This is a genomic window from Burkholderia paludis (genome assembly GCF_000732615.1).
Taxonomy (GTDB): domain Bacteria; phylum Pseudomonadota; class Gammaproteobacteria; order Burkholderiales; family Burkholderiaceae; genus Burkholderia; species Burkholderia paludis.
On record NZ_JPGL01000053.1, the window covers coordinates 45,602 to 72,220 of the forward strand.

The following is a 26,619-nucleotide window of genomic DNA, read 5'->3' on the forward strand; positions in this document are numbered from 1 at the left end:
AGTGCTATGCTTCGCGTCGTTTTCCATCGCCCTCTTTCAGCCGTGCTCTCGTTCCTGCTGAAGCTGCGCACTCGCGCCCAAACGCTGCTCCGCCTGTCGGACGCCCATACGATGCTGATCTGGTCGGCCATCGTCGGCGTCGGCGGCGCCTTTGCCACGATGGCGTTCCGCGAAGGCATCGACCTGATGCAGCACCTGATCTCCGGGCAAAGCGGCAGCTTCGTGGAGATGGCGAAACGCCTGCCGTGGTACGTGCGGTTCTGGATGCCGGCCGCGGGCGGCTTCCTCGCCGGCTGCGTGCTGCTGCTCGCCACGCGCGGCGACAAGCAGGCCGCCAAGACCGACTACATGGAATCGGTCGCGCTCGGCAACGGCGTCGTCCCCGTGCGGCAGAGCCTGTGGCGCAGCGTGTCGTCGCTGCTGACGATCGGCAGCGGCGGCTCGATCGGCCGCGAAGGCCCGATGGTGCAGCTCGCGGCGCTCGCCGCGTCGCTCGTCGGCCGCTTCGTGCATTTCGACCCGCCGCGCCTGCGCCTGCTGGTCGCCTGCGGGGCGGCGGCCGGCATCACGTCCGCGTACAACGCGCCGATCGCCGGCGCCTTCTTCGTGTCGGAAATCGTGCTCGGCACGATCGCGATGGAGAGCTTCGGGCCGATGGTCGTCGCGTCGGTCGTCGCGAACATCGTGATGCGCGAATTCGCCGGCTACCGGCCGCCGTACGAAATGCCGGTGTTCCCGGCCGTCACCGGCCCCGAGGTGCTGCTGTTCGTCGTGCTCGGCGCGCTGTGCGGCGTGCTCGCGCCGCAGTTCCTGCACCTGCTCGACGCGTCGAAGAACCAGTTCAAGCGGCTGCCCGTGCCGCTGCCCGTGCGGCTCGCCATCGGCGGCCTTGTCGTCGGCGTGATCTCGGTATGGATTCCGGACGTGTGGGGCAACGGCTACAGCGTGGTGAACCACATCCTCCATTCGCCGTGGACGTGGCAGGCGCTCATCGCGGTGCTCGCGTTCAAGGTGATCGCGACCGCCGCGACCGCCGGCTCCGGCGCGATCGGCGGCGTGTTCACGCCGACGCTGTTCGTCGGCGCGGTGTTCGGCTCGCTGTTCGGGCTCGCGATGCAGGCGCTGTGGCCCGGCCACACGTCGGCGTACTTCGCCTACGCGATCGTCGGGATGGGAGCGTTCATGGCCGGCGCCACGCAGGCGCCGCTGATGGCGATCCTGATGATCTTCGAGATGACGCTGAGCTACCAGGTCGTGCTGCCGCTGCTGGTGTCGTGCGTCTTCGCGTATTTCGTCGCGCGCGCGACGGGCACGACGTCGATGTACGAAATCACGCAGCACCACTACCAGGACGCGCAGGAAAAGCTGCGGCTGCGCACCACGCAGATGCGCGAACTGATCCAGCCCGCGCAGACGGTCGTGCCGCTCACGGCGAGCGTCGCCGACATGACGCGCGTGTTTCTCGAATATCCGGTGAAATACCTGTACGTGACCGACGACGCCGGACGCTTCCGCGGCGCGGTCGCGCTGAAGGACATCACGTCCGACCTGCTCGACAAGCGCGACACGACCGACAAGACGGCCGCGCACTACGCGCACACGCCGTTTCCGCTCCTCACGCCCGACATGCCGCTCGCGACCGCGCTCGAACGCTTCATGGCGTTCCAGGGGGAACGGCTGCCGGTGATCGAGAGCGAAGCCGAACCGACGCTCGCGGGGGTCGTCTACAAGACGTCGCTGCTCGACGCCTACCGGCGCATGACCGGCGAGCGCTGACCGGGCGGTTCACTGACTGCCGCGCGAGCGCGAACCTCGAGCGAGCGCGAACCGGACCGCCGGCCCGATCCGGTTCAATCCGGCGCACGCCCCAGCACGACCCGTGCGAAGAAGCCGGCCAGCACCGACTCGGCCACCTCGGCCGACACGTGCTGCGGATCGGCCGTGTAATACGACTGCACACCGTCGCACAGACACATCAGCCCGAACGCGAGGGTCTCCGCCGGCAGCAGCAGCGGCGTGCCCGAGCGCTCGGCGAAACGCCGGATGAACTCGGCCATCTGCAGGCGCTTGCCGTGCAGGAACTGGTTGAAGCGCACGCGGAATTTCGCGTCGCGCGCGGCCTGCAGCTTCGCCTCGCCCCACAGCAGCGCGTATTCGTCGTCGTGGAACAGCGTCCGGTAATACGCGAGCGTCATCGATTCCATCTGCTCGCGCGATCCGCCCTCGTCGAAAATCGCCTGGAAGTCGGCCTGCACCCCCGCGTGGTCGCGCTCCAGCAACTCCAGCAACAGGTCGGACTTGCTGCGGAAGTTCGAATAGAACGCGCCGCGCGTATAGCCGGCCGCCGCCGCGATGTCCTCGACGCTCGCGGCGACATAGCCTTTCTTCAGAAAAATCCGGTGCGCGGCAATCAGCAGACGTTCGCGCGTCTGGTCCCTGCTCTGCTCGCGAGTTAAACGCTGTGGTTTCATGGCGCGCAGTCTAGCACCCTTTCGCATTCGGATTCACCTTTGCATTCAGATACAGGTGTGTATTAGAATCCACCGCAGTTTCCGAAAGATGTTGTCCGTGCGCCCATGTCGGCGCCGCTCGGGGCAAGTGCGCGTCGCGCTTGCCGGCTTCGTTCCGCTTCACCTCACCTGGGGGTTTCGTGAATCGCTCCGGTTCCCGCGCCGCGCTGCTGGTCAGCGCCGCGTTCGTCCTTGCCGCCTGTCATCCGAAAGAATCCGCGCCGCCCTCACCGCGCCCCGTCGTCGCGCTGCCCGCGCGGGCCGACACCGCCGCGGCCGCCCGCACGCTCCCCGGCGAGATCCAGCCGCGCTACGCCACCCCGCTGTCGTTCCGCATCGCCGGCAAGATCGTCGAGCGCAAGGTGCGCCTCGGCGATACGGTCAAGGTCGGCCAGGTCGTCGCGCTGCTCGATCCGTCCGACGTCGAGAAAAACGCCGCGAGCGCGCAGGCGCAACTCGATGCCGCGACGCACAGCCTCACGTTCGCGAAGCAGCAGCTCGATCGCGACCGTGCGCAGGCCCGCGAAAACCTGATCGCGACCACCCAGCTCGAGCAGACCGAGAACAGCTACACGTCGGCGCTTGCGCAGCGCGACCAGGCGCAGCAGCAACTCGCGCTCGCGAAGAACCAGCTCCGCTACGCGACGCTCGTCGCCGATCACGCGGGCTACATCACGGCCGAGCAGGCCGACACCGGCCAGAACGTGTCGGCCGGCCAGCCCGTGTACCAGCTTGCGTGGTCGGGTGACGTCGACGTCGTCAGCGACGTGCCCGAGGCCGCGCTCGCGTCGCTCGCGCCCGGCCAGGCGGCGACCGTCACGCTGCCGTCGCTGCCGGGCCGCACGTTCGCCGCGAAGGTACGCGAGATCGCGCCGGCCGCCGATCCGCAAAGCCGCACCTATCGCGTGAAGCTGACGCTCGCCACGCCCGATCCGGCGATCCGCCTCGGGATGACCGCCGGCGTCGCATTTGCCGGCGCCGCGGCCGCCGGCGACGCGCCGCCGGTCACGCTGCCCGCGACCGCGCTGTTCCACGACGGCGCGCAACCGGCCGTCTGGGTCGTGCGCACGAAGGACGACACGCTCGAGCTGCGCCGCGTCGACGTCGCGCGCTTCAACGAGCGCACGGTGACCGTGTCGCACGGGCTGCAGCCGGGCGAACGCGTGGTGCTGCTGGGCGTGCACACGGTCAGCGCGGGCGAGAAGGTGCGCCCGATCGCGCCGCTGCATCCGGAGGACTTCGCATCGTGAGCGTCTCCCACGAAGAAGGCCGCTTCAACCTGTCGGCGTGGGCGCTGCGCCACCAGGCGCTCGTCGTCTACCTGATCGCGCTCGCGACGCTCGCGGGCATGCTCGCGTACACGCGGCTCGCGCAATCCGAAGACCCGCCGTTCACGTTCCGCGTGATGGTGATCCGCACGTTCTGGCCCGGCGCGTCCGCGCGCCAGGTGCAGGAACAGGTGACCGACCGGATCGGCCGCAAGCTGCAGGAAACGCCGGCCATCGACTTCCTGCGCAGCTATTCGCGCCCCGGCGAATCGCTGATCTTCTTCACGATGAAGGATTCGGCGCCCGTGAAGGACGTGCCCGACACCTGGTACCAGATCCGCAAGAAGGTCGGCGACATCGGCTACACGTTGCCGCCCGGCGTGCAGGGCCCGTTCTTCAACGACGAGTTCGGCGACGTCTACACCAACATCTGGACGCTCGAGGGCGACGGCTTCACGCCCGCGCAGCTCCACGACTATGCGGACCAGCTGCGCACCGTGCTGCTGCGCGTGCCGGGCGTCGGCAAGGTCGATTATTTCGGCGACCCCGACCAGCGGATCTTCATCGAGGTGAACAACGCGCAGCTCACGCGCCTCGGCATCTCGCCGCAGCAGCTCGGGCAGGCGATCAACGCGCAGAACGACATCTCGTCGGCCGGCGTGCTGACGACCGCCGACGATCGCGTGTTCGTGCGGCCGGGCGGCCAGTTCGACAACGTCGACGCGATCGCCGATACGCTGCTCCGCATCAACGGCCGCACGTTCCGGCTCGGCGATCTCGCAACCGTGAAACGCGGCTACGACGATCCGGCCGTCACGCAGATGCGCGCGAACGGCAAGGCGGTGCTCGGCATCGGCGTGACGATGCAGCCCGGCGGCGACGTGATCCGTCTCGGCAAGGCGCTCGACGCCGAATCGAACGACCTGCAGGCGCAGCTGCCGGCCGGCCTCAAGCTGACCCTCGTATCGAGCATGCCGCACGCGGTGTCGCACTCGGTCGACGACTTCCTCGAAGCCGTCGCCGAAGCCGTCGCGATCGTGCTGGTCGTGAGCCTCGTGTCGCTCGGCCTGCGCACCGGGATGGTCGTCGTGATCTCGATCCCGGTCGTGCTCGCGGTCACCGCGCTGTTCATGTTCCTGTTCGACATCGGGCTGCACAAGGTGTCGCTCGGCACGCTCGTCCTCGCGCTGGGGCTGCTCGTCGACGATGCGATCATCGCGGTCGAGATGATGGCCGTGAAGCTCGAACAGGGTTACACCCGCGCGCGCGCAGCCGCGTTCGCCTATACCAGCACCGCGTTCCCGATGCTGACCGGCACGCTCGTCACGGTGTCGGGCTTCCTGCCGATCGCGCTCGCGAAATCGAGCACCGGCGAATATACGCGCTCGATCTTCGAGGTGTCGGCGATCGCGCTGATCGCGTCGTGGTTCGCGGCCGTCGTGCTGATCCCGCTGCTCGGCTATCACATGCTGCCCGAGCGCAAGCGGCACGCGCACGAGGCGCACCTGCCCGACGACCACGAGCACGACATCTACGACACGCGCTTCTACCGCCGGCTGCGCGGCTGGATCGACTGGTGCATCGAGCGGCGCTTCGTGGTGCTGCTGATCACCGGCGCGCTGTTCGTCGTGGCGCTGGCGGGCTTCTCGCTGGTGCCCCAGCAGTTCTTCCCGAGCTCCGACCGGCCCGAGCTGCTGGTCGACCTGCGGCTGCCCGAGGGCGCGTCGTTCGCGGCCACGCTGCGCGAGACCGAGCGCCTCGAGAAAGTGCTCGACAAGCGCCCGGAGATCGACCATTCGGTGAACTTCGTCGGCAGCGGCGCGCCGCGCTTCTACCTGCCGCTCGACCAGCAGCTGCAACTGCCGAACTTCGCGCAATTCGTGATCACCGCGAAATCGGTCGAGGATCGCGAGAAGCTCGCGACCTGGCTCGAAACCGAGCTGCGCAACCAGTTCCCGGCCGTGCGCTCGCGGCTGTCGCGGCTCGAGAACGGCCCGCCGGTCGGCTACCCGGTGCAGTTCCGCGTGAGCGGCGACAGCATCGCGACGGTCCGCTCGATCGCCGAGAAGGTCGCGGCGACGATGCGCGGCGACGCGCGCACGGTCAACGTGCAGTTCGACTGGGACGAGCCGGCCGAGCGCTCGGTGCGCTTCGAGATCGACCAGAAGAAGGCGCGCGAGCTGAACGTCACGTCGCAGGACGTGTCGAGCTTTCTCGCGATGACGCTCTCCGGCACGACCGTCACGCAGTACCGCGAACGCGACAAGCTGATCGCGGTCGACCTGCGCGCGCCGAAGGCCGACCGCGTCGACCCCGCGAAGCTCGCGGGCCTCGCGCTGCCGACCCCGAACGGCCCGGTGCCGCTCGGCTCGCTCGGCCGCTTCGAGCCGACGCTCGAATACGGCGTCGTGTGGGAGCGCGACCGCCAGCCGACCATCACCGTTCAGTCGGACGTGCGCACCGGCGCGCAGGGCATCGACGTCACGCACGCGGTCGACGCGAAGCTGGACGCGCTGCGCGCGCAGTTGCCGGTCGGCTATCAGATCAACATCGGCGGCTCGGTCGAGGAAAGCGCGAAGGCGCAGAAGTCGATCAACGCGCAGATGCCGCTGATGGCGATCGCGGTGTTCACGCTGCTGATGATCCAGTTGCAGAGCTTCGCGCGCGTGCTGATGGTCGTGCTGACCGCGCCGCTCGGGCTGATCGGCGTGGTCGCCACGCTGCTGCTGTTCGGCCAGCCGTTCGGCTTCGTCGCGATGCTCGGCGTGATCGCGATGTTCGGGATCATCATGCGCAACTCTGTGATCCTCGTCGACCAGATCGAACAGGACATCGCAGCCGGGCACGGCCGCGTCGACGCGATCATCGGCGCCACCGTGCGGCGCTTCCGCCCGATCACGCTGACGGCCGCGGCCGCCGTGCTCGCGCTGATCCCGCTGCTGCGCTCGAACTTCTTCGGGCCGATGGCCACCGCGCTGATGGGCGGCATCACGAGCGCCACCGTGCTGACGCTGTTCTACCTGCCCGCGCTGTATGCGACGTGGTTCCGCGTGAAGCGCGACGAGCGCGATCCGCAGGACGGCCCGCCGCATGAAGGCGGCACGCCGGCCGCCTCGCCGGGAGCCTGACCATGGATCGATCGATGAACCTGAAAACGAAAGCCGCGCGGGCGCTCGCGGCCGCGAGCCTCGCCGGCCCGCTCGCGGGCTGCGCGTGGTTCGCGCCAAGCAGCGAGCCGCCGGCGATGCCGGCGCCCGCGCACTACGGCACCGCGCCGCAAGTGCGTCAGACCGTGTCCGCGCAAGGCGTCGCGCAGCAGTTCGAGGTCGGCGCGCAGCCGGTGCCCGACTGGTGGACGCAGTACCGCTCCGATGCGTTGAACGCGCTCGTCGACGAAGGGCTGCGCAACAGCCCGACGCTCGGGGCGGCGTCGCACTCGCTGGATGCCGCACGCGAGCAGTTGCGCGGTCAGATCGGCAGCTCGATGCTGCCGTCGATCGACGCGGGCGGCCAGGCGGCGCGCCAGCGGGCGCTCGGCGTGCCGATTCCCGCGCTCGGCGCGCCGACGCTGCTGTACGACTCGTTCGTCGGGCAACTGCAGGCGAGTTACACGATCGACCTGTTCGGCGCCACCCGCTTCGCGAACCGCGCGCTCTCGAAACGCGTCGACGTCAGCGCGTTCCAGCTCGAATCCGCGCGGCGCGCGCTGGCCGCGAACATCGTCACCGCGTCGATCACGGTGTCGGTGCTGAATGCGCAGATCGGCACGACCGAGCGGCTCGTCGCGCTCGCCAACGACCAGGCGCACGACGCGGAGCGCCGCTTTGCGCTCGGTTCGGCATCGCGCAGCGACGCGCTGAACGCGCGGCAAAGCGCCGACACGTTCGCGGCGAGCCTGCCGGCGCTGCGCCAGCAGCGCGACTCGGCGCGCCATGCGCTCGCGGTGCTGATCGGCCGCACGCCCGACCGGCCGCCGGCCGATCTCACGCTCGCCGATCTGCACTTGCCCGAACAGGTGCCCGTCGTCGTGCCGTCGGATCTGCTGCAAAGCCGTCCGGACATCCAGGCGGCCGACGCGGGGTTGAAGGCGGCCGCGGCCGAAGTGGGCGTCGCGACCGCGCAGATGTTCCCGCAGCTGTCGCTGTCGGCGGCGATGGGCAAAGGCGGCTTCAGCTGGCCGGCGATGCTGTCGGGCGCCGGCGCGATCTGGAACGTCGGCGCGTCGCTGAGCCAGCCGATCTTCCACGGCGGCGCGCTGCTCGCGCAGCGCCGCGCGGCAAAGGCGACCTACGAGGCGGCGGTCGACCAGTACAAGCAGGCCGTGCTCGGCGCGTTCCAGAACGTCGCCGATTCGCTCGCGGCGCTCGAGCACGACGCGGAAGCGCTCGACGCGTCGTCCCGCGCCGCCCTTTCGGCGCGCGGCGCGTACGACGACGCGGCGGCCCGCGTGCGGCTCGGCGCGCTGCCGCCGTCGGCCGCGCGCGCCAGCGAGCTGCAGTACCGCAATGCGCGGCTCGACGAGATCCGCGCGACCGGCGCGCGATTCGCCGATACCGCGCGGCTCTACCAGGCGATGGGCACGCCGCCGGCCGGACAGGCCGGCACGGCCGCCCCGACCGGCAACGCGACCGGCCAGCCGGCGCACGCCGATACCGCCGCCCGCGCCGAGACTCCGCCGTCGCCGCAATAGGCCGGCCCTGCCGTCGGGTGCGCACCGGGCGCCCGACGGCCGATCTTCCGCTTGACCCTCACGTAGCGTAACGTTCGAGACTCCAGGGTGCGCACCGAACGGAGGGACGAATGCGACTGAAGGTGGGAGAACTGGCGAAACGCAGCGGGCTGACGGTCCGCACGCTTCATCACTATCACGCAATCGGTCTGTTGACGCCTTCGGCGCGCGCCGACAACGGCTACCGGCTGTACGACCGCGACGACGTCGCCCGGCTCCACCGGATCCAGGCGCTGCGCCGCTTCGGCCTGTCGCTCGCCGAAATCGGCGACCACCTGAACCGGCCCGGCGCCCCGCTCGCCGATCTCGTCGCGAAGCAGATCGCCCTGCTCGACCGCCAGCTTGCGCAGACCGCGCAGCTGCGCGAGCGGCTCGTGAGCCTGCATGCGCAGCTCGCCGCGGGCGCGGAGCCGGAGCTGGCCGACTGGCTCACCACACTGGAATTGATGACCGTGTACGACAAATATTTCTCCGAGGAAGAACTCGCGCGCCTGCCGATGTACCGGAAAAGCCAGGCGGGCGACGCGGAATGGATCGCGCTCGTCGGCGAGGTCCGCGCGCTGCACGACGCGGGCGTGCCCGCCGAGGACGCGCGCGCCCGCGCGCTTGCCGCGCGCTGGATGGCGCTGCTCGTGCGCGACACGAACAACGACCCGCGGCTGCTGGCGAAGCTGAACCTGATGCACGAACACGAGCCGGCGATGCAGTCGAAGGTCGGCATTTCGACCGCGCTGCGCGACTATGTGCTGCGCGCGTCGTCGGAAGCGAAGATGCGGATCTTCGAGAAGTACCTCGCCCCGGACGAGATCCGCTTCATGCGGGCGCACTATGGCGAACGCGCGATGGAATGGCCGCAGCTGATGGGGGATGTGCGCGACGCGATCGAGGCGGGCGCGCAACCCGGTTCGCCGCAGGGCCGCGCGCTCGCGCAGCGCTGGCTCGACCTGTTCTGCAGCTACGCGGGCCACGATCCCGCCACGCACGCGAAATTCCGCCGTGCGCTGGCCACCGAGCCGCTGCTGACGCAGGATTCGTGGGCCGACGAGACGCTGATCGGCTTCGTCCGCGAAGCGATGGCGCAGCTTGCGCCCGCGAGCTGAACGCATGAAGGTACGGGGGGCAGCCGGGTTTCCCGCGTGCCGCCCGTCTCACCATCGGCAGCCGGTGTCGCGAACCGCATCCAGCGCGAGCATCGGCAATGCGAGCAGGCCCGCGCCCGCATGCGCTTGCCGGCAGTCGGCGCGACGGGCGTCCGACATGCCGCCGGCCAGCCTCGCATCGACGGTGTCGCGGCGCGGCGCAAGGCCGCCGGACGACGTGCCCAACGCACCGACCGCCGCCTGCGCCGGGCTGCGCGCGACGGCTTGCCGCGCGCCGATGGCATCGAGGTCGCGCTGCCAGTCGACCTCGGCGTCCGATGCGGTCTGCACACGGTTTTCATCTCCGCTTGCGACCGCGCCTGCAGGTGTCTCGCGTTGTCGCGGCGGATCCAGCACGCGCGGGGTGTCGGACAGCGCGCTCGCATGCAGCGCCAGGCGCGAGGTTGCGATCGCGGCGGATCGCTGCGTCGCTCGCCCAGTGCTGCGCGCCCCTTCGGACGGGCCGGCTTCACCATCGGCCGGCGCATTCGCCACGAGCGCCGCACGCGCGAGAATCAGCTCGACGCGCAGCGCGATCCCCGGCCGCGCACCGGCTTTCGGGCCGGCCGCCGATAACGCCCGTTGCAGCACGAACCATCCGGACAGGTGAATCGAGACGGAGGCCGCGACGGCCAGTGCAACGATGCGCGCCCGTCGGCGTCGCGCCGGATCGCCCCGCTGCGGTCGCGATGCGTCAGTCCGACGCGCCGCCGCCGTCATCGCTGAACGCGAGCAGGTCGCCCGGCTGGCAGTCGAGATAGCGGCAGATCGCCTCGAGCGTCGCGAAGCGGATGCCCTTGACCTTCCCTTGCTTGAGCAGCGACAGGTTCTGTTCGGTGATGCCGACGGCCGCCGCGAGGTCCTTCGAGCGCACCTTGCGCGTTGCGAGCATCACATCCAGCTTGACCACGATCGACATGGCGCGCCTCAGACGAACTGCCGATGCTCGGCATCGAGTTCGCTCGCCTGCCGCAGGATGTGCGCGATGACCGCGATGCACGCCGCCGTGAACAGCGCGACCACGTACGGCAGGCTGAAGCCGATGCTGACCACGCGGTGGCCGACCGGCTCGCGCAGCGTCGCCCATACGCTCAGCAGCGGCTCGCACAGCAGGCTCAGCAGCACCCACAGGCCGATCGCACGGCCCGTCTTGCCGAGATGGCCGGCCGCCAGCACGGAGAAATAGTCGCGGCGCGCATAGGTGCGGAACAGCGCGCGCAGATGACGCAGGCCGTTGGCAAGCGCGATCAGCGGGATGCTGGACAGCAGGATGCCCACTGCCTTCTGCCACCACGGGAACGCGTCGACATCGACGCGCAGGTTCGACATCACCGAATCCGTCAGGCCGAACACGAGACCGGGCCCGGAGGCCGCGTTCAGCGATGGAAACGCCCAGCACGCGGCGTTGAGCACCAGCATGACGACGATGAAACCCAGCGTGACGGTGGCCATCCGCTGGCTGATACGGGCGATGCGATCGGAATGCATGCGAAGTCCTCGACGAAAGTGAACGTGCGCCGATTGTACGCCATGAATTATCGTTAAACGATAATTAATCGTCGCATCTCCACCATTTCTTATCGCATGACAGGTTCACCCGGCATCGACGGCCGCGCGCCTAGCGATAGTCGTGCAGGCTGATCCCGCGCCAGTGCTTCGTCATGTAGCGCAGGAACACGGGATGGGCCTTCAGGTCCGCATTCGGCACGGGCGCCGCGCCGCCGTCCATGAACTTGCCGTTGACGGTGACGGTTTCCTCGCCGCGCAGCACGTACTTCCTGCCCGCGTCGATCAGGAAATACTTGACCTGGTCGGCGCTGACGTCGCCGCGGCAGCCGATCTTGTATGCGAACAGGAACTGCTTGCGGCCGTCGCCGAGCAGGTCGCGCATTTCGATCGACGCGGGCACGACGTCCAGGATCACGTCGACCGGGCAGGCGTTCACGTAGTCGTGCACCGTCCAGTCGGGGCGGCCGTCGAGCGTCGCGGCCACCTTCAGTTCGACGTCGTCGCCGGATGCGGTTCTGGCAAGCGTCACCGCATGCACGCCGGCCGCATCGGTCCACGTGTATTCGGCGGCCCGCGCCGGATTGCACAGCGCTGCGGCGGCGAGAAACAGGCAAGGAGAAAGGAAACGTCGGAGCATCGGCGATGGGGGGCTGGATCGAATCCGCCATTATCGGCAAGGCGGCCCGCTGCCGCCAGTCGCGCGCCCGCTCAGCGCCCGCGCATCCCGAGCCCGAGCGCCTTCATCCGCCGGTACAAGGTCCGTTCGCTCATCCCGACCTGCTCGGCAAGCGCCTTGCGCGTGCCGTCGAACGTGCGCGCGATGCGCACGAGTTCCGCGTCCGACACGCCGCGCACCTCCGTCGCGCGGTCCTGCGGCGCCGCCGCCGCGGCGACCAGTTCGGCCGGCAGGTGCTCGACGCGGATCGTCCCGTCGTCCGCGAACAGGCACGCGCGCTCGAGCACGTTGCGCAGCTCGCGGATGTTGCCCGGCCACGCATAGGCATCGAGACACGCGCGTGCGCGCTCCGTCAGCACGAACGGCCGCGCGCCGGCATCGCCCGCGCTCACGCGCGCATTCGCGATCCGCCGCAGGATCGATTCGGCCAGCAGCGCAACGTCCCCGCGCCGGTCGCGCAACGCCGGCAACGGAATCGGAAACGCGTTGATCCGGTAGTACAGGTCCTGGCGGAACCGGCCGTCGTCGATCATCTCGCGCAGCGGCTTGTGCGTCGCCGCCACCAGCCGGAAATCCGCGCGCAGCGCCTCGACGCCGCCGACGCGGCGGAACGTGCCCGATTCGATCAGCCGCAACAGCTTCACCTGCATCGGCAGCGGCACGTCGCCGATCTCGTCGAGAAACAGCGTCCCGCCCTGCGCGGTCTCGACGAGGCCCGGCTTGCGCTGGTTCGCCCCCGTGAACGCGCCCTTCTCGTAACCGAACAGTTCGCTCTCGAACAGCGTCTCCGCGATCCCCGAGCAATCGACGACGACGAACGGCCCCATCGCGCGATCGCTCGCCTCGTGCAGCGCGCGGGCGAACAGTTCCTTGCCGGTGCCCGATTCACCGAGCAGCAGCACCGGCAGCATCGACGGCGCGACGCGCTGCAGCGCGCCGAGCGCCGCGTTGAACGCGTCGGCGCCGCCGACGAGACCTTCCGCGCTCGGCTGCGCGGACGCGCTGCGCACCGTCGTCAGCCGCTCGACATACGCGATCACGCTGCCGAGCGCATCGAAGATCGGCCGCAGCTCGACGTCGACGTGCTCGGGGCCGCGCGGCGTGTGGTGGATGTGCAGCACGCGATTCAGCCCGCGCGATTCGAGCGCCTGCTTCATCGGGCAATGCTCGCCCGCCTGATCGCACGGCACGTCGTAGTGATGCGACACCTGGAAGCAGTGCCGGCCCACGTGCTCGACGCCCGCGACGCCGAACTGGCGCCGGTAGGCATCGTTCGCCGCGAGGATCCGGTAGTCGGGATCGACGACGATCATCGGCTGCGGATCCTGCTCCAGGTAGGCGACGAGCGCACGCACGTCGGGCATGACGTCGTGGCGCGGCGCGGCGACGATCGGGATGGTGTCGTGCGGATTCATGCGGACGTTCGAAAAAGGGACAGCCTGACGGACTGCCAGGCTGACTGCCAATTCTGCCACGACACTGCCAGATATGGCAGTTCGCATCCGCGTACCGGATGCCGCCGACGCCCGCGGATCGCCTCAGCCGCGCAGAAAACCCGAGCCGAATCAAGTCCCTGACCGATTGGCCGGTGCGGCGGCGCCGGCTGGCATGCTTCTTGAATAAACCATATCGATGCAGGATGCAGAACCCGATCAAGGACACCCCGTGAGCCATGCCCCCGCCCTGTCGGTCGAAGGCTTTTTCGACCCGGCGACCCACACCGTCAGTTATCTCGTGCTCGATACCGCGAGCCACGCGTGCGCGCTGATCGACAGCGTGCTCGACTACGATCCGAAATCCGGCCGCACGCGCACGGCCAGCGCCGACCGGCTGATCGCCCGCGTCGCCGAACTCGGCGCGGACGTGCACTGGCTGCTGGAAACCCATGTGCACGCCGATCACCTGTCGGCCGCGCCGTACCTGAAGGAACGCGTCGGCGGCCGGATCGCGATCGGTTCGCACGTGCGCCGCGTGCAGCACGTGTTCGGCACGCTGTTCAACGCCGGCCCCGGTTTCGCGCAGGACGGCCGCCAGTTCGACCGGCTGCTCGACGACGGCGACACGCTCGCGCTCGGCGGCCTGACGATCCGCGCGCTGCATACGCCGGGCCACACGCCGGCCTGCATGACCTACTGTGTGGACGACGCGACCCGGCGCGCGGCGTTCGTCGGCGACACGCTGTTCATGCCCGACTACGGCACGGCCCGCTGCGATTTTCCCGGCGGCGACGCACGCACGCTGTATCGCTCGATCGCGCGCGTGCTCGGCCTGCCGCCCGACACGCAGCTCTACCTGTGCCACGACTACCAGCCGGGCGGACGCGACGTGCAGTTCGTGACGACCGTCGCCGAGCAGCGCCGCGCGAACGTGCACGTGAAGGACGGCGTGACCGAGGACGATTTCGTCGCGATGCGCACCGCGCGCGACGCGACGCTCGACATGCCGGTGCTGATGCTGCCGTCCGTGCAGGTCAACATGCGCGCCGGCCACCTGCCCGAGCCCGAAAACAACGGCGTGCGCTACCTGAAGATTCCGCTCGACGCGATCTGAGCCGCGCGCCCCACCCGGAGAACCCCGACATGACCATCCGCAAGCTGACCGACGCGCTGTCGGTCTCGCCGCAGATCGCGGCGGCCGACCTGCCCGCGCTTCGCACGGCCGGCATCCGCGCCATCATCTGCAACCGGCCAGACGGCGAGGGCCCCGACCAGCCGACCGTCACCGAAATCCGCGCGGCCGCCGCGTCGCTCGGCATCGATGTGCATTACCTGCCGGTCGATACGGGCAAGGTGACCGACGACCAGGCCGCGCAGTTCGGCGCGCTCCTCGCATCGCTCGAAGGCCCGGTGCTCGCGTACTGCCGCAGCGGCACGCGTTCGGCCACGCTGTGGGCGCTGTCGCAGGCGGGCTTGCGCCCGCTGAACGACATCGTCGCGACGGCCGACGCGGCCGGCTACGACCTGCGCGCGCTCGCATCGCGGGTCGCGCACGGCGGCCGGCAGGCGACGCCGGGCGTCGACGCGCGCCACGACATCGTGATCGTCGGGGCGGGCGCCGCCGGCATCGCGGTCGCGTCGAGCCTGCTCGCGCGCGATGCGTCGCTCGACATCGCGGTGATCGATCCGGCCGACGTCCACTACTACCAGCCGGGCTGGACGATGGTCGGCGCGGGCGTGTTCAAGCCCGAGACGACCGCGCGCCGGATGACCGACGTGCTGCCGCGCGGCGTGCACCGGATCCAGGCGGCCGTCGCCGGCTTCGAGCCGGACGCGCATGCGATCGTGCTCGACGGCTGCCGCCGCGTCGGTTACCGCAAGCTCGTCGTGTGCCCGGGGCTCAAGCTCGACTGGCACGCGATCGAAGGCCTCGCCGACACGCTCGGCCGCAACGGCGTCACATCGAACTACCGCTACGATCTCGCGCCGTACACGTGGGAACTCGTCCGCGCGTTCCAGGGCGGCAACGCGCTGTTCACGCAGCCGCCGATGCCGATCAAGTGCGCGGGCGCGCCGCAAAAGGCGATGTACCTGTCGTGCGACCACTGGCTCCGCACGGGCCGCCTCGAGGCCGCGAACGTCGAGTTCCTGAACGCAGGCGCCGCACTGTTCGGCGTCGCCGACTATGTGCCCGCGCTGATGGAATACGTGAAACGCTACGACATCGCGCTGTCGTTCGGCCACAACCTCGTCTCGATCGACGGGCCCGCCCGCCGCGCGACGTTCGCCCGTGTGCTGCCGGACGGCGCGAAGGAAACCGTCGTACGGTCGTTCGACATGATCCACGTCGTGCCGCCGCAGAAGGCGCCCGACTTCGTCCGGTCGAGCCCGCTCGCCGACGCGGCCGGCTGGATCGACGTCGATCCGGCAACGCTGCGTCACAAGCGCTTTCCGGACGTCTATGCGCTCGGCGACGCGACCAACACGACCAACGCTAAAACGGCGGCCGCTGCCCGCAAGCAGGCGCCCGTGGTCGCGCACAACCTGCTCGCATCGCTCGGCCGCGCGCACGGCGACGCCGCGTACGACGGTTACGGCTCGTGCCCGCTCACCGTCGAGCGCGGCAAGATCGTGCTCGCCGAATTCCTGTACGGCGGCAAGGTCGCGCCGACCTTCCCCGCATGGCTGATCGACGGCAAGCGCCCGTCGCGGCTCGCGTGGCTGCTCAAGGAACGCGCGTTGCCGCCGCTCTACTGGAAGGCGATGCTCAAGGGCCGCGAATGGCTGGCGAAGCCCGCGGTCGCGCGTTGACCGGAGCGCGATGACGTCATGCTGATTTCCCTTGTACTGGGCGGCTTCGTCGGCGCCGTGCTCGGCCTGACCGGCGCCGGCGGCGGCATTCTCGCGGTGCCCGCGCTCGTCGTCGGCATGGGCTGGCCGATGCAGCAGGCCACGCCCGTCGCGCTCATCGCCGTGGCCGGCAGCGCCGCGCTCGGTGCGCTCGAAGGCTTCCGCCGCGGGCTCGTGCGCTATCGCGCGGCGCTGCTGATGGCCGTGGCCGGCGTGCCGCTGACCACCGTCGGCGTGCGGCTCGCGCACATCCTGCCGCAACGCCTGCTGCTCGCGCTGTTCGCGCTGACGATGCTGGTCGTCGCCGGCCGCCTGCTGCACCAGGCGTTGCGGTACGCGAGCGTCGATTCGGAAGCGTCGCCGCTGTGCGTCGGCCGCGTGAATCCCGATACGGGCCGGCTCATCTGGTCCTGGCCGGTCGGCCTCGCGTTGGCGTCGACCGGCGCGGCGACGGGCCTGATGACGGGGCTGCTCGGCGTCGGCGGCGGCTTCGTGATCGTGCCGATGCTGCGCAAGTTCACGAACGTGTCGATGCACGGTATCGTCGCGACCTCGCTGATGGTGATCGCGCTCGTCGGCACCGGCGGCGTGTTCGCGACGCTCGTGTCGGGCACGCGCGCGCCGCTCGACGTGACGCTGTGGTTCGCCGTCGCGACCGCGCTCGGCATGGCCGCCGGCCGCGGCGCATCGCGGCACCTCGCCGCGCGGCACGTGCAGGCCGGGTTCGCGGCCGTGCTCGTGTGCGTTGCGCTCGGGTTGCTGGCGAAGGCGGCATTCGGCGCGTAAACATCAACGCCCGGGCCGGGCGCGGCGGGTGTGCGCCCGGCTTCCCGAATCAATGCTTCCGCGCCGCCACGCCGACATAGTCACAGGGCGCGGTGGCCCACAAACCCGGCATCACGAACGAAAGGCCGCTGCTTCCTTCGTGAAGGGGCGACGCAAGCCCGACGACCGACAAGACAACACTTGGTCAATCCCGCACCAGAAAACCGATCTGGCCTCGTCTTTTTCGAGTTCAATCATTCGCAGTCCACATCGAAAGATTGTCGACATGCCACCCGGCAGCGCCAATCAACGACAATCACCCACACGGTCAGCTCACGAAATTGCCGGTGCGGCATCAAAACGGGAATGCAGGGTTCATCCTTTTCCTGTGCTGCGCTGCGCCGCACCGCGCCGCCAATCAGGCGGGACCGCAAGATCCGGAAGAAAAAACAAAACGGGCGGCCCTTCCATCGAAGAACCGCCCGTTCAGGCAATCGGGCACGGCCGGCGCGATGTTACGCCGCCGCGGCCCCCGCCATCCGCTTGCGCTCCTGGCGCAGCATCACGAAGTTCGCGATCACGACGCCGGCCGTCACCGCGACGATGAACAGCGTCGCGAGCGCATTCATCTCCGGGTTCAGCCCGAGCCGCACGCGCGAGAACACCACGAGCGGCAGCGTCGTCGAGCCGGGGCCCGACAGGAACGCGGACAGCACGAGATCGTCGATCGACAGCGTGAACGACAGCAGCCAGCCCGCGATCAACGCCTGCGAGATCAGCGGCAGCGTGATCGTGAAGAACACCTTCAGCGGCGTCGCGCCGAGATCGAGCGCGGCCTCTTCCAGCGACGGGTTCAGCTCGCGCACGCGCGACTGCACGATGATCGCGACGTACGAGATGCACAGCATCACGTGGCCGAGCCAGATCGTGAACACGCCACGCTCGGCCGGCCAGCCGATCCATTTCGCGAGCTCGATGAACAGCAGCAGCAGCGAGATCCCCTGGATCACTTCCGGAATCACGAGCGGCGCGTTGATCATCCCGCTGAACAGCGCGAAGCCGCGAAAACGCCCCATCCGCGCGAGCACGAAGCCCGCCCACGTGCCGATGAACACCGACGCGAACGCGGTCAGCACGCCGATCTTCAGCGACAGCCAGGCGGCCGTCAGCAGTTCGTCGTCGTCGACGAGCGCCTGGTACCAGCGGAACGAGAAGCCCGACCACACGGTGACGAGCTTCGACTCGTTGAACGAATAGACGATCAGGCTGATGATCGGGATGTACAGGAACGCGAAGCCGGCGAACAGCGCCGCAAACTGCAGGTAACGATTCGGCTTCATCGGCGGCCCCCTTGCTCCTTCGCCTGGAAGTGCTGGAACATCGCCATCGGCACGAGCAGCAGCAGCACCATCGCACAGGTCACGGCCGACGCCATCGGCCAGTCCGCGTTGTTGAAGAACTCGTTCCACATCACGCGGCCGATCATCAGCGTGTTCGCGCCGCCGAGCAGCTCGGGAATCACGTACTCGCCCACCGCCGGGATGAACACGAGCAGGCAGCCCGCGATGATCCCGTTCTTCGACAGCGGCAGCGTGATCCGCACGAAGGCCTTCCACGGTTTTGCGCCGAGGTCGTAGGCGGCTTCGAGCAGGCGCAGGTCCATCTTCACGAGGTGCGCGTAGAGCGGCATCACGAGGAACGGCAGGTACGAATACACCATCCCGATGTACACCGCGTAGTTGGTGCGATACAGCTCGATCGGCGTATGCGTCAGGCCGATCCACATCAGGAAGTTGTTCAGCAGCCCGTTGTTCTTCAGGATGCCGATCCACGCATACACGCGGATCAGGAACGACGTCCAGAACGGCAGCATCACGCCCATCATCAGCAGGTTGCGGGTCGCCGGGTTCGAGCGCGCGATGTAGTACGCCATCGGATAGCCGATCAGCAGGCACAGCAGCGTCGTGATCGCGGCCACCCACACCGAGTTCACGTAGGTCGCGAAATACAGGCTGTCGGTGAACAGGAACGCGTAGTGCGACAGGTTCAGCGCGACGTGCACGACGCCGTCGGTATACGACGCCAGCTCAGTGTAAGGCGGGATGCCGAGCTGCAGTTCGGCGAAGCTGATCTTGACGACCAGCACGAACGGCACGAGGAAGAACAGCACGAGCCACGTGAACGGCCCGGCGACGACCGCCGTGGCGCCCGTCAGGTTGAAGCGCCGCACCGGCCACTCGAGCAGGGACTTGAACGCCTTCATGAGGTCAGCACCACACCTGCGGTCGCGCTCCAGCGCACGTAGATCTCGTCGCCGAGCGCCGGCGTCTCGAGCTCGGAAATCGCGAGGCTCGACACGTTCGCGATCACCGTCTTGCCCGCGTCGAGCTTGACGTGATACAGCGAATAGCCGCCCATGTACGCGACGTTGCTGATCCTGCCGCGCGCCCAGTTGAACGCGCCTTCCGGCGGCTTGCGCGTGAGCGCGATCCGCTCGGGCCGCACCGACACCGTCACCGGCATCCCGAGCGGGCCCGAGATCCCGTGGCTCACGTACAGCCGGCTCGGCAGCTCGGGCGACTCGATGTACACGTGATCGGGCTCGTCCTCGACGGTCAGGCCGTCGAACAGGTTCGTCGAGCCGATGAATTCGGCCGAGAATCGGCTGTTCGGATATTCGTACACTTCGTTCGGCGAGCCGATCTGCACGATCTGGCCTTCGCTCATCACCGCGAGGCGGTTCGCCATCGTCATCGCCTCTTCCTGGTCGTGCGTGACCATGATGCAGGTGACGCCGACCTTGTTCAGGATGTTGACGAGCTCGATCTGCGTCCGCTGGCGGATCTGCTTGTCGAGCGCGGACATCGGCTCGTCGAGCAGCAGCAGCTTCGGCCGCTTGACCAGCGAGCGGGCCAGCGCGACGCGCTGCTGCTGGCCGCCGGACAGCTGGTGCGGCTTGCGCTTCGCGTACTTGCCCATCTGCACGAGTTCCAGCGCGGAGGCGACGCGCTCCTTCAGCTCGGCCTTCGGCGTGCCTTCCTGCTTCAGGCCGAACGCGACGTTCGATTCGACCGACATGTGCGGAAACAGCGCGTACGACTGGAACATCATGTTCACGGGCCGCTTGTACGGCGGCATCTGCGCGAGATCCTCGCCATCGATCAGGATCTTGCCCGACGTGACCGTTTCGAGGCCCGCGAGCATCCGCAGCAACGTCGACTTGCCGCAGCCCGAGCTGCCGAGCAGCGCGAACAGCTCGCCCCGGCGCACGGTCAGGTTGACGCTGCGCACGGCTTCGGTGTCGCCGAATTTCTTGACGACGTCGACGATCTGGACAAAGTTCTCGGCGCGCGCATCGGCGCCGGAGGAGGAAACGGAGAACGGCGCGCCCGCAACCGGCGCACCCGACTGGCTATTCATGATGTGCTGCTTCTCTCCTGCGTTAGACGAACAAAGCCCCCGGGGGTGCCAGGGGCTTCATGACTGCCGGTTCACTTCGGCTCGCGTCAGCGGCCCGACTTCAGCTCGGTCCACAGACGCGTCTGCAGACGCTGGATTTCAGGCGGCAGCGGCTTGAGCAGGAACAGCGTCTTCACGACGTCGGCGGGCGGGTAGACGGCCGGGTCGTTCGCGACGTCGGGCCGCACGTACTTGCGGGCCTCGGCATTGGCGCTCGGGTAATACACGGCGTTCGTGATCGCCGCGTGCACCTTCGGATCCTCGATGTAGTTGATCCACTGCAGCGCGGCATCCTTGTTCTTCGCGTCCTTCGGAATCGCCATCACGTCGAACCACACCGGCGCGCCGCCCTTCGGAATGTAGTACTCGACCTTGTACGGCTTCTTCGCTTCCAGCGCGCGATGCTTCGCGATCACGACGTCGCCCGACCAGCCGAACGCGAAGCAGATGTCGCCGCCGACCAGGTCGTTGATGTAGCCCGACGAGTTGAATTGCGTGATGTACGGGCGGATCTTCTTCAGCACGTCCATCGCGGCCTTGTAGTCGGCCGGGTTCGTGCTCATCGGATCCTTGCCGATGTAGTGCAGCGCCGCGGCGAACATCTGGTCGGGCGCGTCGAGCACCGATACGCCGCAGGTCTTCAGCTTCGACAGGTTCTCCGGCTTGAACAGGATGTCCCAGTTGTCGAGCGGCACCTTGCCGAGCGCCTGCTGCGCCTTGGTCACGTTGTACGCGAGGCCGGTCGTGCCGTACGCCCAGGGCACCGCGAACTTGTTGCCCGGATCGGCGCCGGCGACGAGCGCCATCAGTTGCGGATCGAGGTACTTGAGGTTCGGCAGCTTCGACTTGTCGAGCGGCGCGAAGATGCCGGCGGCGATCTGCTTGCCCGCGTAGTTGCTGGTCGGCACGACGATGTCGTAGCCCGAGCTGCCCGTCAGCAGCTTCGCCTGCAGCGTGTCGTCGCTGTCGTAGTTGTCGTAGCGGACCTTGACGCCCGATTGCTTCTCGAAGTTCGGGATCGTGTCCTTCGCAATGTAGTCCGACCAGTTATAGACATTAAGCTGCGTATCCTTCGCCGCCGCCGCCGATGCACCCACGCACAGCGCGAGCGCTGCGAACCGGCCCACTACCTTTGCTTTCATCCCGTTCTCCCTCCGACCGGACACGCTGCCCGGCTGCCGTCTGCCTCGTCATGACGGCGCATTCTGGCGCGCCGCCCCTCGAAAACCCCGAAAACTACCATCATTCGCGCGCCGTCACAAAAAAATCATGCCGGTGTCGCGCAAACGGAACAGATTCCCGCCGCCGGCCGATCGAGCTGCCCGTGCGGCGGGGTGTTCCCGGGGAATTCTATCGGGTAATCGGCGGCTGTCCACCTGGAAAAACGAACGGCGGCGAAACCGCGCTCGCGTGCCGGGCGCGCGACCGGACAGTCGCGTGCGCGCGGCCGGACAGCATGCCGGCGGACCTCGCCCGACCGAACGGGCACGATGGATTAAAATGGCGGCTGACGATTCAACTGCGCGAACCCTTCCGATGGCCTCCAATCTCCACGACCTGCCCGACAGCCCCTGCATCGGCGTATGCTCGACCCTCTTCGACGAAGTCTGCAAGGGCTGCGGCCGCACGGCCGCCGAAGTGTCGAACTGGGTGTTCCTGAGCGACGACGAAAAACGCGCGGTGTGGGAGCGCATCTCGCGCGAAGGCACCGCGATGCGTTTCCAGTACGACAAGCTGTAAAGCCGTCGCGCAAAAAAAAAGCGGCATGCAGACCGCCATGCCGCCAACCCCAACTCTGTTCTTTTTCCGCTGCGTCTAGAACTTCATCCCGACGCCCACGCCGACGATCAGCGGATCGATGTGCAGCGTGCCGATGCCCTTGTCGCCGAGCGTCGCATCGGTGCTCATCCAGATCTTCTTCACGTCGACGTTCATGAACACCTTCTTCGTCAGCTGCACGTCCACGCCGAACTGCAGCGCCGGACCGAAGCTGCTCTTGTTGATCGACACGCCTTCGCCGCCGACGTTGAGACCGTTGTTGTAGAAGTACGTGTAGTTCACCCCCGCGCCGACGTACGGACGCACCTTGCCGGCGTGGTTGAAGTGGTACTGCAGCAGCAGCGTCGGCGGCAGCACGCCCACGCCGCCGAGATTGCCGACACTCGACGTCAGCTGGTGCCGCGACGTCGCGAGGATCAGCTCGACGCCGAGGTAGTCGCGGATCATGTACGTGAAGTCGAGCTCCGGCACAATCGCGTTGTTCACGCCGACGTTGAGCGCGCCCAGCGTGTCGCTCGCGCGTTCGTTCGGCTGGATGCTGATCGCGCGCAGGCGCACCAGCACGTCGCCCTGGTTGATGCCGTCGCCGGGCGAAGCCGCGTGCGACAGCGAAGGCAGCATGGCGAAACCTGCCGCAACGGCGGCAGCGGTGACACAAGTACGAATCGTTTTAAGCATGGTACGGACCCCCAAAGAATGGTTTCCATTCTCCCTGTAGGGTCTTTTCCGCATCTTGATATCCATCAAGCCAGCGTAAACGTGGGACGGTTTGCCGCAGGCTCCGCCGCACTGCCCGTCAGCAGCAGGTCGAGCAGATCGCGCACGCTGCGGATCGCACGGCCGAACGGCAACGCTTCGCGGCCGCGGAAAAACAGCCCGTTGGCGACGTCGCCGCGCAGCGCGGCCGCCAGCCGCGTGTCGATGCAGAAGTGGCCGAACTTCTCGATGCCGTCGCGCAAGCCGCATACGCTCAGGCATTCGAGCGAGGTCGGGCAGCGCTGCTTCAGCGCGCCGAGCTTGGTGCGGATGCGCGTCTCGTTGCGCAGGTAACGATCGAGCCACGGCGTCTTCACCGCGCGCGCGGGCAAGCCCGTCACGCTGACGAATTCGACGATGTCCTCGGGCGTCGCATCGGTCAGCACGCGCTTGAAGTCCGGATGCGCGTCGCCCTCCTCCGTCACCGCGAACGGCGTCCCGACCTGCACGGCGTTCGCGCCGGCCGCGAACGCCGCGCGCACCGTGTTGTGACTATTGATCCCGCCCGCAACGATCAGCGGGATCGTTTCGCGCTCGAGACCGAGCGACGCCATCACCTGTGCCGTCTCGTCGAGCACGCGCGCGAAATCGAAGCGCCCGTCGTGCATGTCGTCGATCTGCGTGACGCCGAGGTGCCCGCCCGCATGCGCCGGGTGCTCGATCACGATCGCATCGGGCAGGCGCCCCTTCTTCATCCACTTCTTCAGCACGAGCGCGATCCCGCGGCTGTCCGACAGGATCGGGATCAGCGCGATGTCGCAGCCCTGCGTGAGATCGGGCAGGTCGAGCGGCAGGCCCGCGCCCATCACGATCGCGTCCGCGCCCTGGTCGCACGCGACGCGCACATAGTCGGCGTGCGCGCTCACTGCCTTCATCACGTTGACCGCGATCATCCCGCGCCCTTCGCTGTAGGTCTTCGCGAGGCGGATCTCGCGCGCCAGCGCCTCGAGGTTCGCGGCTTCGAGCGTCGCGCGGTCGGGTTGCGCGCGGCAACGCGCGAGCAGGTCCGCATGATGGTGGCGCAGGTCGATGCTGGCGATCGTGCCGACCGCGCCCTCGCGCGCGACGCTGCCCGCCAGCCGGTGTGCGGAGATGCCGACGCCCATGCCGCCCTGCACGACAGGCAGCAAGGTGCGGCCGCGAATCGTCAGCGGCGGAAAGGAAGTGCGTACGGTCATCTGAAACCTCGTCGGAACATCGGAACCGCGATGATCGACGATTCACCGACGCGCACCTTGACGCCCGTCAATAAAAAAACGGCACGCGAGCGTGCCGTTTCCGGTTCGGGTCGCGCGGCGCGCTCAGTCCGGCTTCGACGGCTTGAGCTGCATCGACTTGTACTCGAGATACTCTTCGAGCCCGTACACGCCGTTCTCGCGGCCGTGCCCCGACTGCTTGTAGCCGCCGAACGGCGCGGCGGCATTCCACGTGCCGCCGTTGATGTCGACCTGCCCGGTGCGGATGCGGCGCGCGATGCCCATCGCACGCTCGTCGGTGCCGGCCCACACCGCGCCGCCGAGCCCGTACGGCGAATCGTTCGCGATCCGCACGGCCTCGTCTTCATCGCGATACGTGATGATCGACAGCACCGGCCCGAAGATCTCCTCCTGCGCGATCGTCGAGTTCGGATCGACGCGGCCGAACACGGTCGGCTTCACGAAGAAGCCTTTCTCCCGCCCTTCCGGCAGGCCCGTGCCGCCCGTCACGAGTTCCGCGCCTTCGTCGATCCCGCGCTGGATGTAGGCCTGCACGCGCTGCTGCTGAATGGCAGACGCGAGCGCGCCCAGGCGCGTCGTGTCCTGCCGCGGGTCGCCCGCGACGTACGTTTCGGCCGCCGCCTTCGCGAGCGCACGCGCCTCGTCGTAGCGGGCTTCCGGCACCAGCATGCGCGTGTGCGCCGAGCAGGTCTGGCCCGCGTTCAGATAGCACGCGTTGACCGTGCCCTTCACCGCGGTCGCGAAATCGGCGTCGTCGAGGATCACCGACGCCGACTTGCCGCCCAGCTCGAGCGCCACGCGCTTGACGCCCGCGGCCGCCAGCTCGGCCACGCGCTTGCCGGCGCGCGTCGAGCCCGTAAACGACACCATGTCGACCTCCGGGTCGCCGGCCAGCACCTCGCCGACCACCGGGCCGTAGCCGCATACGAGGTTGAACACGCCGGCCGGCAGGCCGGCTTCGTGAATCGCCTCGGCAAGCATGAACGCATTGAGCGGCGCGACTTCGGACGGCTTCAGGACGACCGTGCAGCCCGCCGCGAGCGCCGGCGCGACCTTCAGCGTGATCTGGTTGAGCGGGTAGTTCCACGGCGTGATCGCCGCGACGACGCCGACCGGCTCGCGCACGACGAGCGAATTGCCGACCTGCGCCTCGAATTCGAACGATTCGGCAAGCTTCGCGTACGCCTTCCAGTTATAGAGCGGGCCGCCGACCTGGATCGCGCGCGACAGCTTGATCGGCATCCCGACTTCGCCGGTGATCGACTGGGCGAGTTCCTCGCTGCGCGCCTGCAGATGCTCGACGATCTTGCGCAGGTAACCCGCGCGCGTCGCGGCCGGCGTGGCCGCCCAGGCCTCGAACGCCGCACGCGCTGCGCGGATCGCGTCCTGCGCGTCGGATGCGACGCCTTCCGGAATCCGGCCGATCACGGCCTCGGTGCCCGAATCGATCACGTCGATCGTGCCGGTTCCGGCCGGTTTGCGCCATGCGCCGTCGATATAGAACTGGTCGTAGATTTTCATCGTGTTTCGTCTCCTGTCGGCCGGGGCCGGCGCGTCAGCGCCCGCCCGGGTCCCATGCGTTGCGGGAAAGCCGACATTCTAGCGAGCCTTGCGGTTGTCCGGCGTGACGATTGACAGCCATTGGAAAGGTCTTTAGCCTCGGCGCCTCATTCATCATAAGAAAGGAGAATGCCTTGAGCATCCTGACCAAAATCGAGGGCGGCTATCTTCAGGTACTGCGCGTGATCGTGCTGTTGTTCGCGACCGTGGTACTGATCGGCGGGGGCATTTTCGGCGCGATCGCACTCGATGCGCGCCTGTCGAAAGCGCCGAAGGTCGATTCGGCCATCCAGGTCGATCCGGCCTCGTTCGCGTGGCAGAGCGACGCGCCCGCCAAGACCGAGGCGGCCGCGAAGGACGACAGCGAGTCGCCCGCACAGCGCCTGTCGACGCAATTGTCCGGCATCGTGCAGAAACACGGCCGGGCGGCGCTGTCGGCGGATTACGCCGTCGATCGCGACGCATACGAGCCGTCGTTCCAGAACGTGCTCGGCGACGAGGAACATCCTGACATCGCTTACTACCAGCAGCAGATCGCGTATCTCGACAAGGTGCTGTCGCGCGCCGACGTCGCTGCCAGCATCAAGAAGAAGGTTGCCGGGCATGGCGACGAGTATGCGCGCGAGCAGGCGTACACCGACATCGTGTCGGCGGTCATGCGCGACTTCTCCGAGCGCTACGAGGCCCGCCGGACCGCGGTCGAGAACGAGAAGAAGGCAGCGGAAGAAACGGCTGCCGAGCACGACCAGACCGCACGCTACGCCGGCATCGCCACGCTCGTCGCGCTGTATTCGTTCGTGTCGCTTGCCGTGCTGATCATCCTGGTGCGCGTCGAGCGCAGCATCCGCTCGATCGCGCGCACCACCCACACCGCCACCTGAAGACGTTCGTCAGGCAGCCCGCACGCCGGGCTGCGGCGGGTCCGGCAGCGGGCCCGCCCAACGGCGCGAGCCACCGCCCCCCATC

23 protein-coding genes are annotated in these 26,619 nt (G+C 68.3%); 10 read left to right on the top strand and 13 right to left on the bottom strand.

Translation table 11 applies throughout. The features are described 5' to 3' along the window. Positions 1 to 42: 42 nt before the first annotated feature. Positions 43 to 1,776, top strand: coding sequence for a ClcB-like voltage-gated chloride channel protein (locus tag GQ56_RS0127750; RefSeq protein ID WP_031401759.1), 1,734 nt, complete (start codon positions 43 to 45; stop codon positions 1,774 to 1,776). A gap of 74 nt (positions 1,777 to 1,850) precedes the next feature. Here GQ56_RS0127750 and GQ56_RS0127755 read toward each other — a convergent pair whose 3' ends face one another. After that, on the bottom strand, positions 1,851 to 2,471 hold the full coding sequence (locus tag GQ56_RS0127755) for a TetR/AcrR family transcriptional regulator (protein WP_031401760.1): 621 nt from the start codon (positions 2,469 to 2,471) through the stop codon (positions 1,851 to 1,853). Positions 2,472 to 2,650: 179 nt separating this feature from the next. Here GQ56_RS0127755 and GQ56_RS0127760 point away from each other — a divergent pair, with 179 nt between their 5' ends. The 4 genes from GQ56_RS0127760 to GQ56_RS0127775 all read left to right on the top strand — a co-directional run bounded on the left by GQ56_RS0127760 (position 2,651) and on the right by GQ56_RS0127775 (position 9,607). Continuing rightward, complete coding sequence (locus GQ56_RS0127760; protein WP_031401761.1) at positions 2,651 to 3,760, top strand: efflux RND transporter periplasmic adaptor subunit; 1,110 nt, start codon at positions 2,651 to 2,653, stop codon at positions 3,758 to 3,760. Continuing rightward, positions 3,757 to 6,906, top strand: a complete 3,150-nt coding sequence (locus GQ56_RS0127765) for an efflux RND transporter permease subunit (protein WP_031401762.1) — start codon at positions 3,757 to 3,759, stop codon at positions 6,904 to 6,906. The genes GQ56_RS0127760 and GQ56_RS0127765 overlap by 4 nt, the downstream gene beginning before the upstream one ends. 2 nt (positions 6,907 to 6,908) lie before the next feature. After that, on the top strand, positions 6,909 to 8,468 hold the full coding sequence (locus GQ56_RS0127770; RefSeq protein ID WP_031401763.1) for an efflux transporter outer membrane subunit: 1,560 nt from the start codon (positions 6,909 to 6,911) through the stop codon (positions 8,466 to 8,468). 110 nt (positions 8,469 to 8,578) lie between these two features. After that, positions 8,579 to 9,607: a MerR family transcriptional regulator gene (locus GQ56_RS0127775; RefSeq protein WP_031401764.1), complete on the top strand. Its 1,029-nt coding sequence runs from the start codon at positions 8,579 to 8,581 to the stop codon at positions 9,605 to 9,607. Between the two features lie 48 nt (positions 9,608 to 9,655). Here the strand turns inward: GQ56_RS0127775 and GQ56_RS0127780 are convergent, their stop codons facing one another. The 5 genes from GQ56_RS0127780 to GQ56_RS0127800 form a co-directional block, all read right to left on the bottom strand. Next, positions 9,656 to 10,237, bottom strand: a complete 582-nt coding sequence (locus GQ56_RS0127780; protein WP_321029207.1) for a hypothetical protein — start codon at positions 10,235 to 10,237, stop codon at positions 9,656 to 9,658. A gap of 103 nt (positions 10,238 to 10,340) precedes the next feature. Continuing rightward, on the bottom strand, positions 10,341 to 10,565 hold the full coding sequence (locus GQ56_RS0127785; protein WP_031401766.1) for a helix-turn-helix domain-containing protein: 225 nt from the start codon (positions 10,563 to 10,565) through the stop codon (positions 10,341 to 10,343). Positions 10,566 to 10,573: 8 nt separating this feature from the next. After that, a complete protein-coding gene (locus GQ56_RS0127790; protein ID WP_031401767.1) occupies positions 10,574 to 11,134 on the bottom strand; it encodes a DUF2975 domain-containing protein in 561 nt (186 codons plus the stop codon). 130 nt (positions 11,135 to 11,264) lie between these two features. Then, on the bottom strand, positions 11,265 to 11,792 hold the full coding sequence (locus GQ56_RS0127795; protein ID WP_031401768.1) for a M949_RS01915 family surface polysaccharide biosynthesis protein: 528 nt from the start codon (positions 11,790 to 11,792) through the stop codon (positions 11,265 to 11,267). A 71-nt stretch (positions 11,793 to 11,863) separates the two neighbouring features. After that, the gene (locus tag GQ56_RS0127800) at positions 11,864 to 13,246 is read right to left on the bottom strand and encodes a sigma-54 interaction domain-containing protein (RefSeq protein WP_031401769.1); all 1,383 of its coding nucleotides are present in this window, start codon (positions 13,244 to 13,246) and stop codon (positions 11,864 to 11,866) included. A gap of 217 nt (positions 13,247 to 13,463) precedes the next feature. Here GQ56_RS0127800 and GQ56_RS0127805 point away from each other — a divergent pair, with 217 nt between their 5' ends. The 3 genes from GQ56_RS0127805 to GQ56_RS0127815 are packed head-to-tail and all read left to right on the top strand — an operon-like array spanning position 13,464 to position 16,903. After that, positions 13,464 to 14,381, top strand: a complete 918-nt coding sequence (locus GQ56_RS0127805; RefSeq protein WP_407638609.1) for an MBL fold metallo-hydrolase — start codon at positions 13,464 to 13,466, stop codon at positions 14,379 to 14,381. Positions 14,382 to 14,410: 29 nt separating this feature from the next. Then, complete coding sequence (locus tag GQ56_RS0127810) at positions 14,411 to 16,078, top strand: bifunctional protein tyrosine phosphatase family protein/NAD(P)/FAD-dependent oxidoreductase (protein WP_031401771.1); 1,668 nt, start codon at positions 14,411 to 14,413, stop codon at positions 16,076 to 16,078. A gap of 18 nt (positions 16,079 to 16,096) precedes the next feature. Then, on the top strand, positions 16,097 to 16,903 hold the full coding sequence (locus tag GQ56_RS0127815) for a sulfite exporter TauE/SafE family protein (RefSeq protein ID WP_031401772.1): 807 nt from the start codon (positions 16,097 to 16,099) through the stop codon (positions 16,901 to 16,903). Between the two features lie 494 nt (positions 16,904 to 17,397). On the opposite strand, the gene GQ56_RS0127820 is transcribed toward GQ56_RS0127815, so the two are convergent. The 4 genes from GQ56_RS0127820 to GQ56_RS0127835 all read right to left on the bottom strand — a co-directional run bounded on the left by GQ56_RS0127820 (position 17,398) and on the right by GQ56_RS0127835 (position 21,483). Next, on the bottom strand, positions 17,398 to 18,222 hold the full coding sequence (locus tag GQ56_RS0127820) for an ABC transporter permease subunit (protein WP_031401773.1): 825 nt from the start codon (positions 18,220 to 18,222) through the stop codon (positions 17,398 to 17,400). After that, positions 18,219 to 19,145 carry an ABC transporter permease subunit gene (locus GQ56_RS0127825; protein WP_031401774.1) on the bottom strand — a complete coding sequence of 309 codons (927 nt, stop codon included), beginning with the start codon at positions 19,143 to 19,145 and terminating at the stop codon, positions 18,219 to 18,221. Before GQ56_RS0127825 ends, GQ56_RS0127820 begins: the two co-directional genes overlap by 4 nt. Continuing rightward, positions 19,142 to 20,302: an ABC transporter ATP-binding protein gene (locus tag GQ56_RS0127830; protein ID WP_031401775.1), complete on the bottom strand. Its 1,161-nt coding sequence runs from the start codon at positions 20,300 to 20,302 to the stop codon at positions 19,142 to 19,144. The genes GQ56_RS0127825 and GQ56_RS0127830 overlap by 4 nt, the downstream gene beginning before the upstream one ends. Before the next feature lie 86 nt (positions 20,303 to 20,388). After that, the gene (locus tag GQ56_RS0127835) at positions 20,389 to 21,483 is read right to left on the bottom strand and encodes a polyamine ABC transporter substrate-binding protein (protein ID WP_031401776.1); all 1,095 of its coding nucleotides are present in this window, start codon (positions 21,481 to 21,483) and stop codon (positions 20,389 to 20,391) included. 394 nt (positions 21,484 to 21,877) lie between these two features. Here GQ56_RS0127835 and GQ56_RS0127840 point away from each other — a divergent pair, with 394 nt between their 5' ends. Then, positions 21,878 to 22,081 carry a DUF1289 domain-containing protein gene (locus tag GQ56_RS0127840; protein ID WP_010095552.1) on the top strand — a complete coding sequence of 68 codons (204 nt, stop codon included), beginning with the start codon at positions 21,878 to 21,880 and terminating at the stop codon, positions 22,079 to 22,081. 75 nt (positions 22,082 to 22,156) lie between these two features. Here the strand turns inward: GQ56_RS0127840 and GQ56_RS0127845 are convergent, their stop codons facing one another. The 3 genes from GQ56_RS0127845 to GQ56_RS0127855 all read right to left on the bottom strand — a co-directional run bounded on the left by GQ56_RS0127845 (position 22,157) and on the right by GQ56_RS0127855 (position 25,614). Next, entirely contained in the window at positions 22,157 to 22,798 is a 642-nt protein-coding gene (locus tag GQ56_RS0127845) for an OmpW/AlkL family protein (protein WP_034197815.1), read from the bottom strand. A 65-nt stretch (positions 22,799 to 22,863) separates the two neighbouring features. Next, a complete protein-coding gene (locus GQ56_RS0127850) occupies positions 22,864 to 24,054 on the bottom strand; it encodes an NAD(P)H-dependent flavin oxidoreductase (protein ID WP_031401778.1) in 1,191 nt (396 codons plus the stop codon). Between the two features lie 123 nt (positions 24,055 to 24,177). Then, positions 24,178 to 25,614 carry an aldehyde dehydrogenase family protein gene (locus GQ56_RS0127855; protein WP_031401779.1) on the bottom strand — a complete coding sequence of 479 codons (1,437 nt, stop codon included), beginning with the start codon at positions 25,612 to 25,614 and terminating at the stop codon, positions 24,178 to 24,180. A 173-nt stretch (positions 25,615 to 25,787) separates the two neighbouring features. On the opposite strand from GQ56_RS0127855, the gene GQ56_RS0127860 reads away from it, so the two are divergent. Then, entirely contained in the window at positions 25,788 to 26,534 is a 747-nt protein-coding gene (locus tag GQ56_RS0127860; protein ID WP_031401780.1) for a hypothetical protein, read from the top strand. Positions 26,535 to 26,619: the final 85 nt, after the last annotated feature.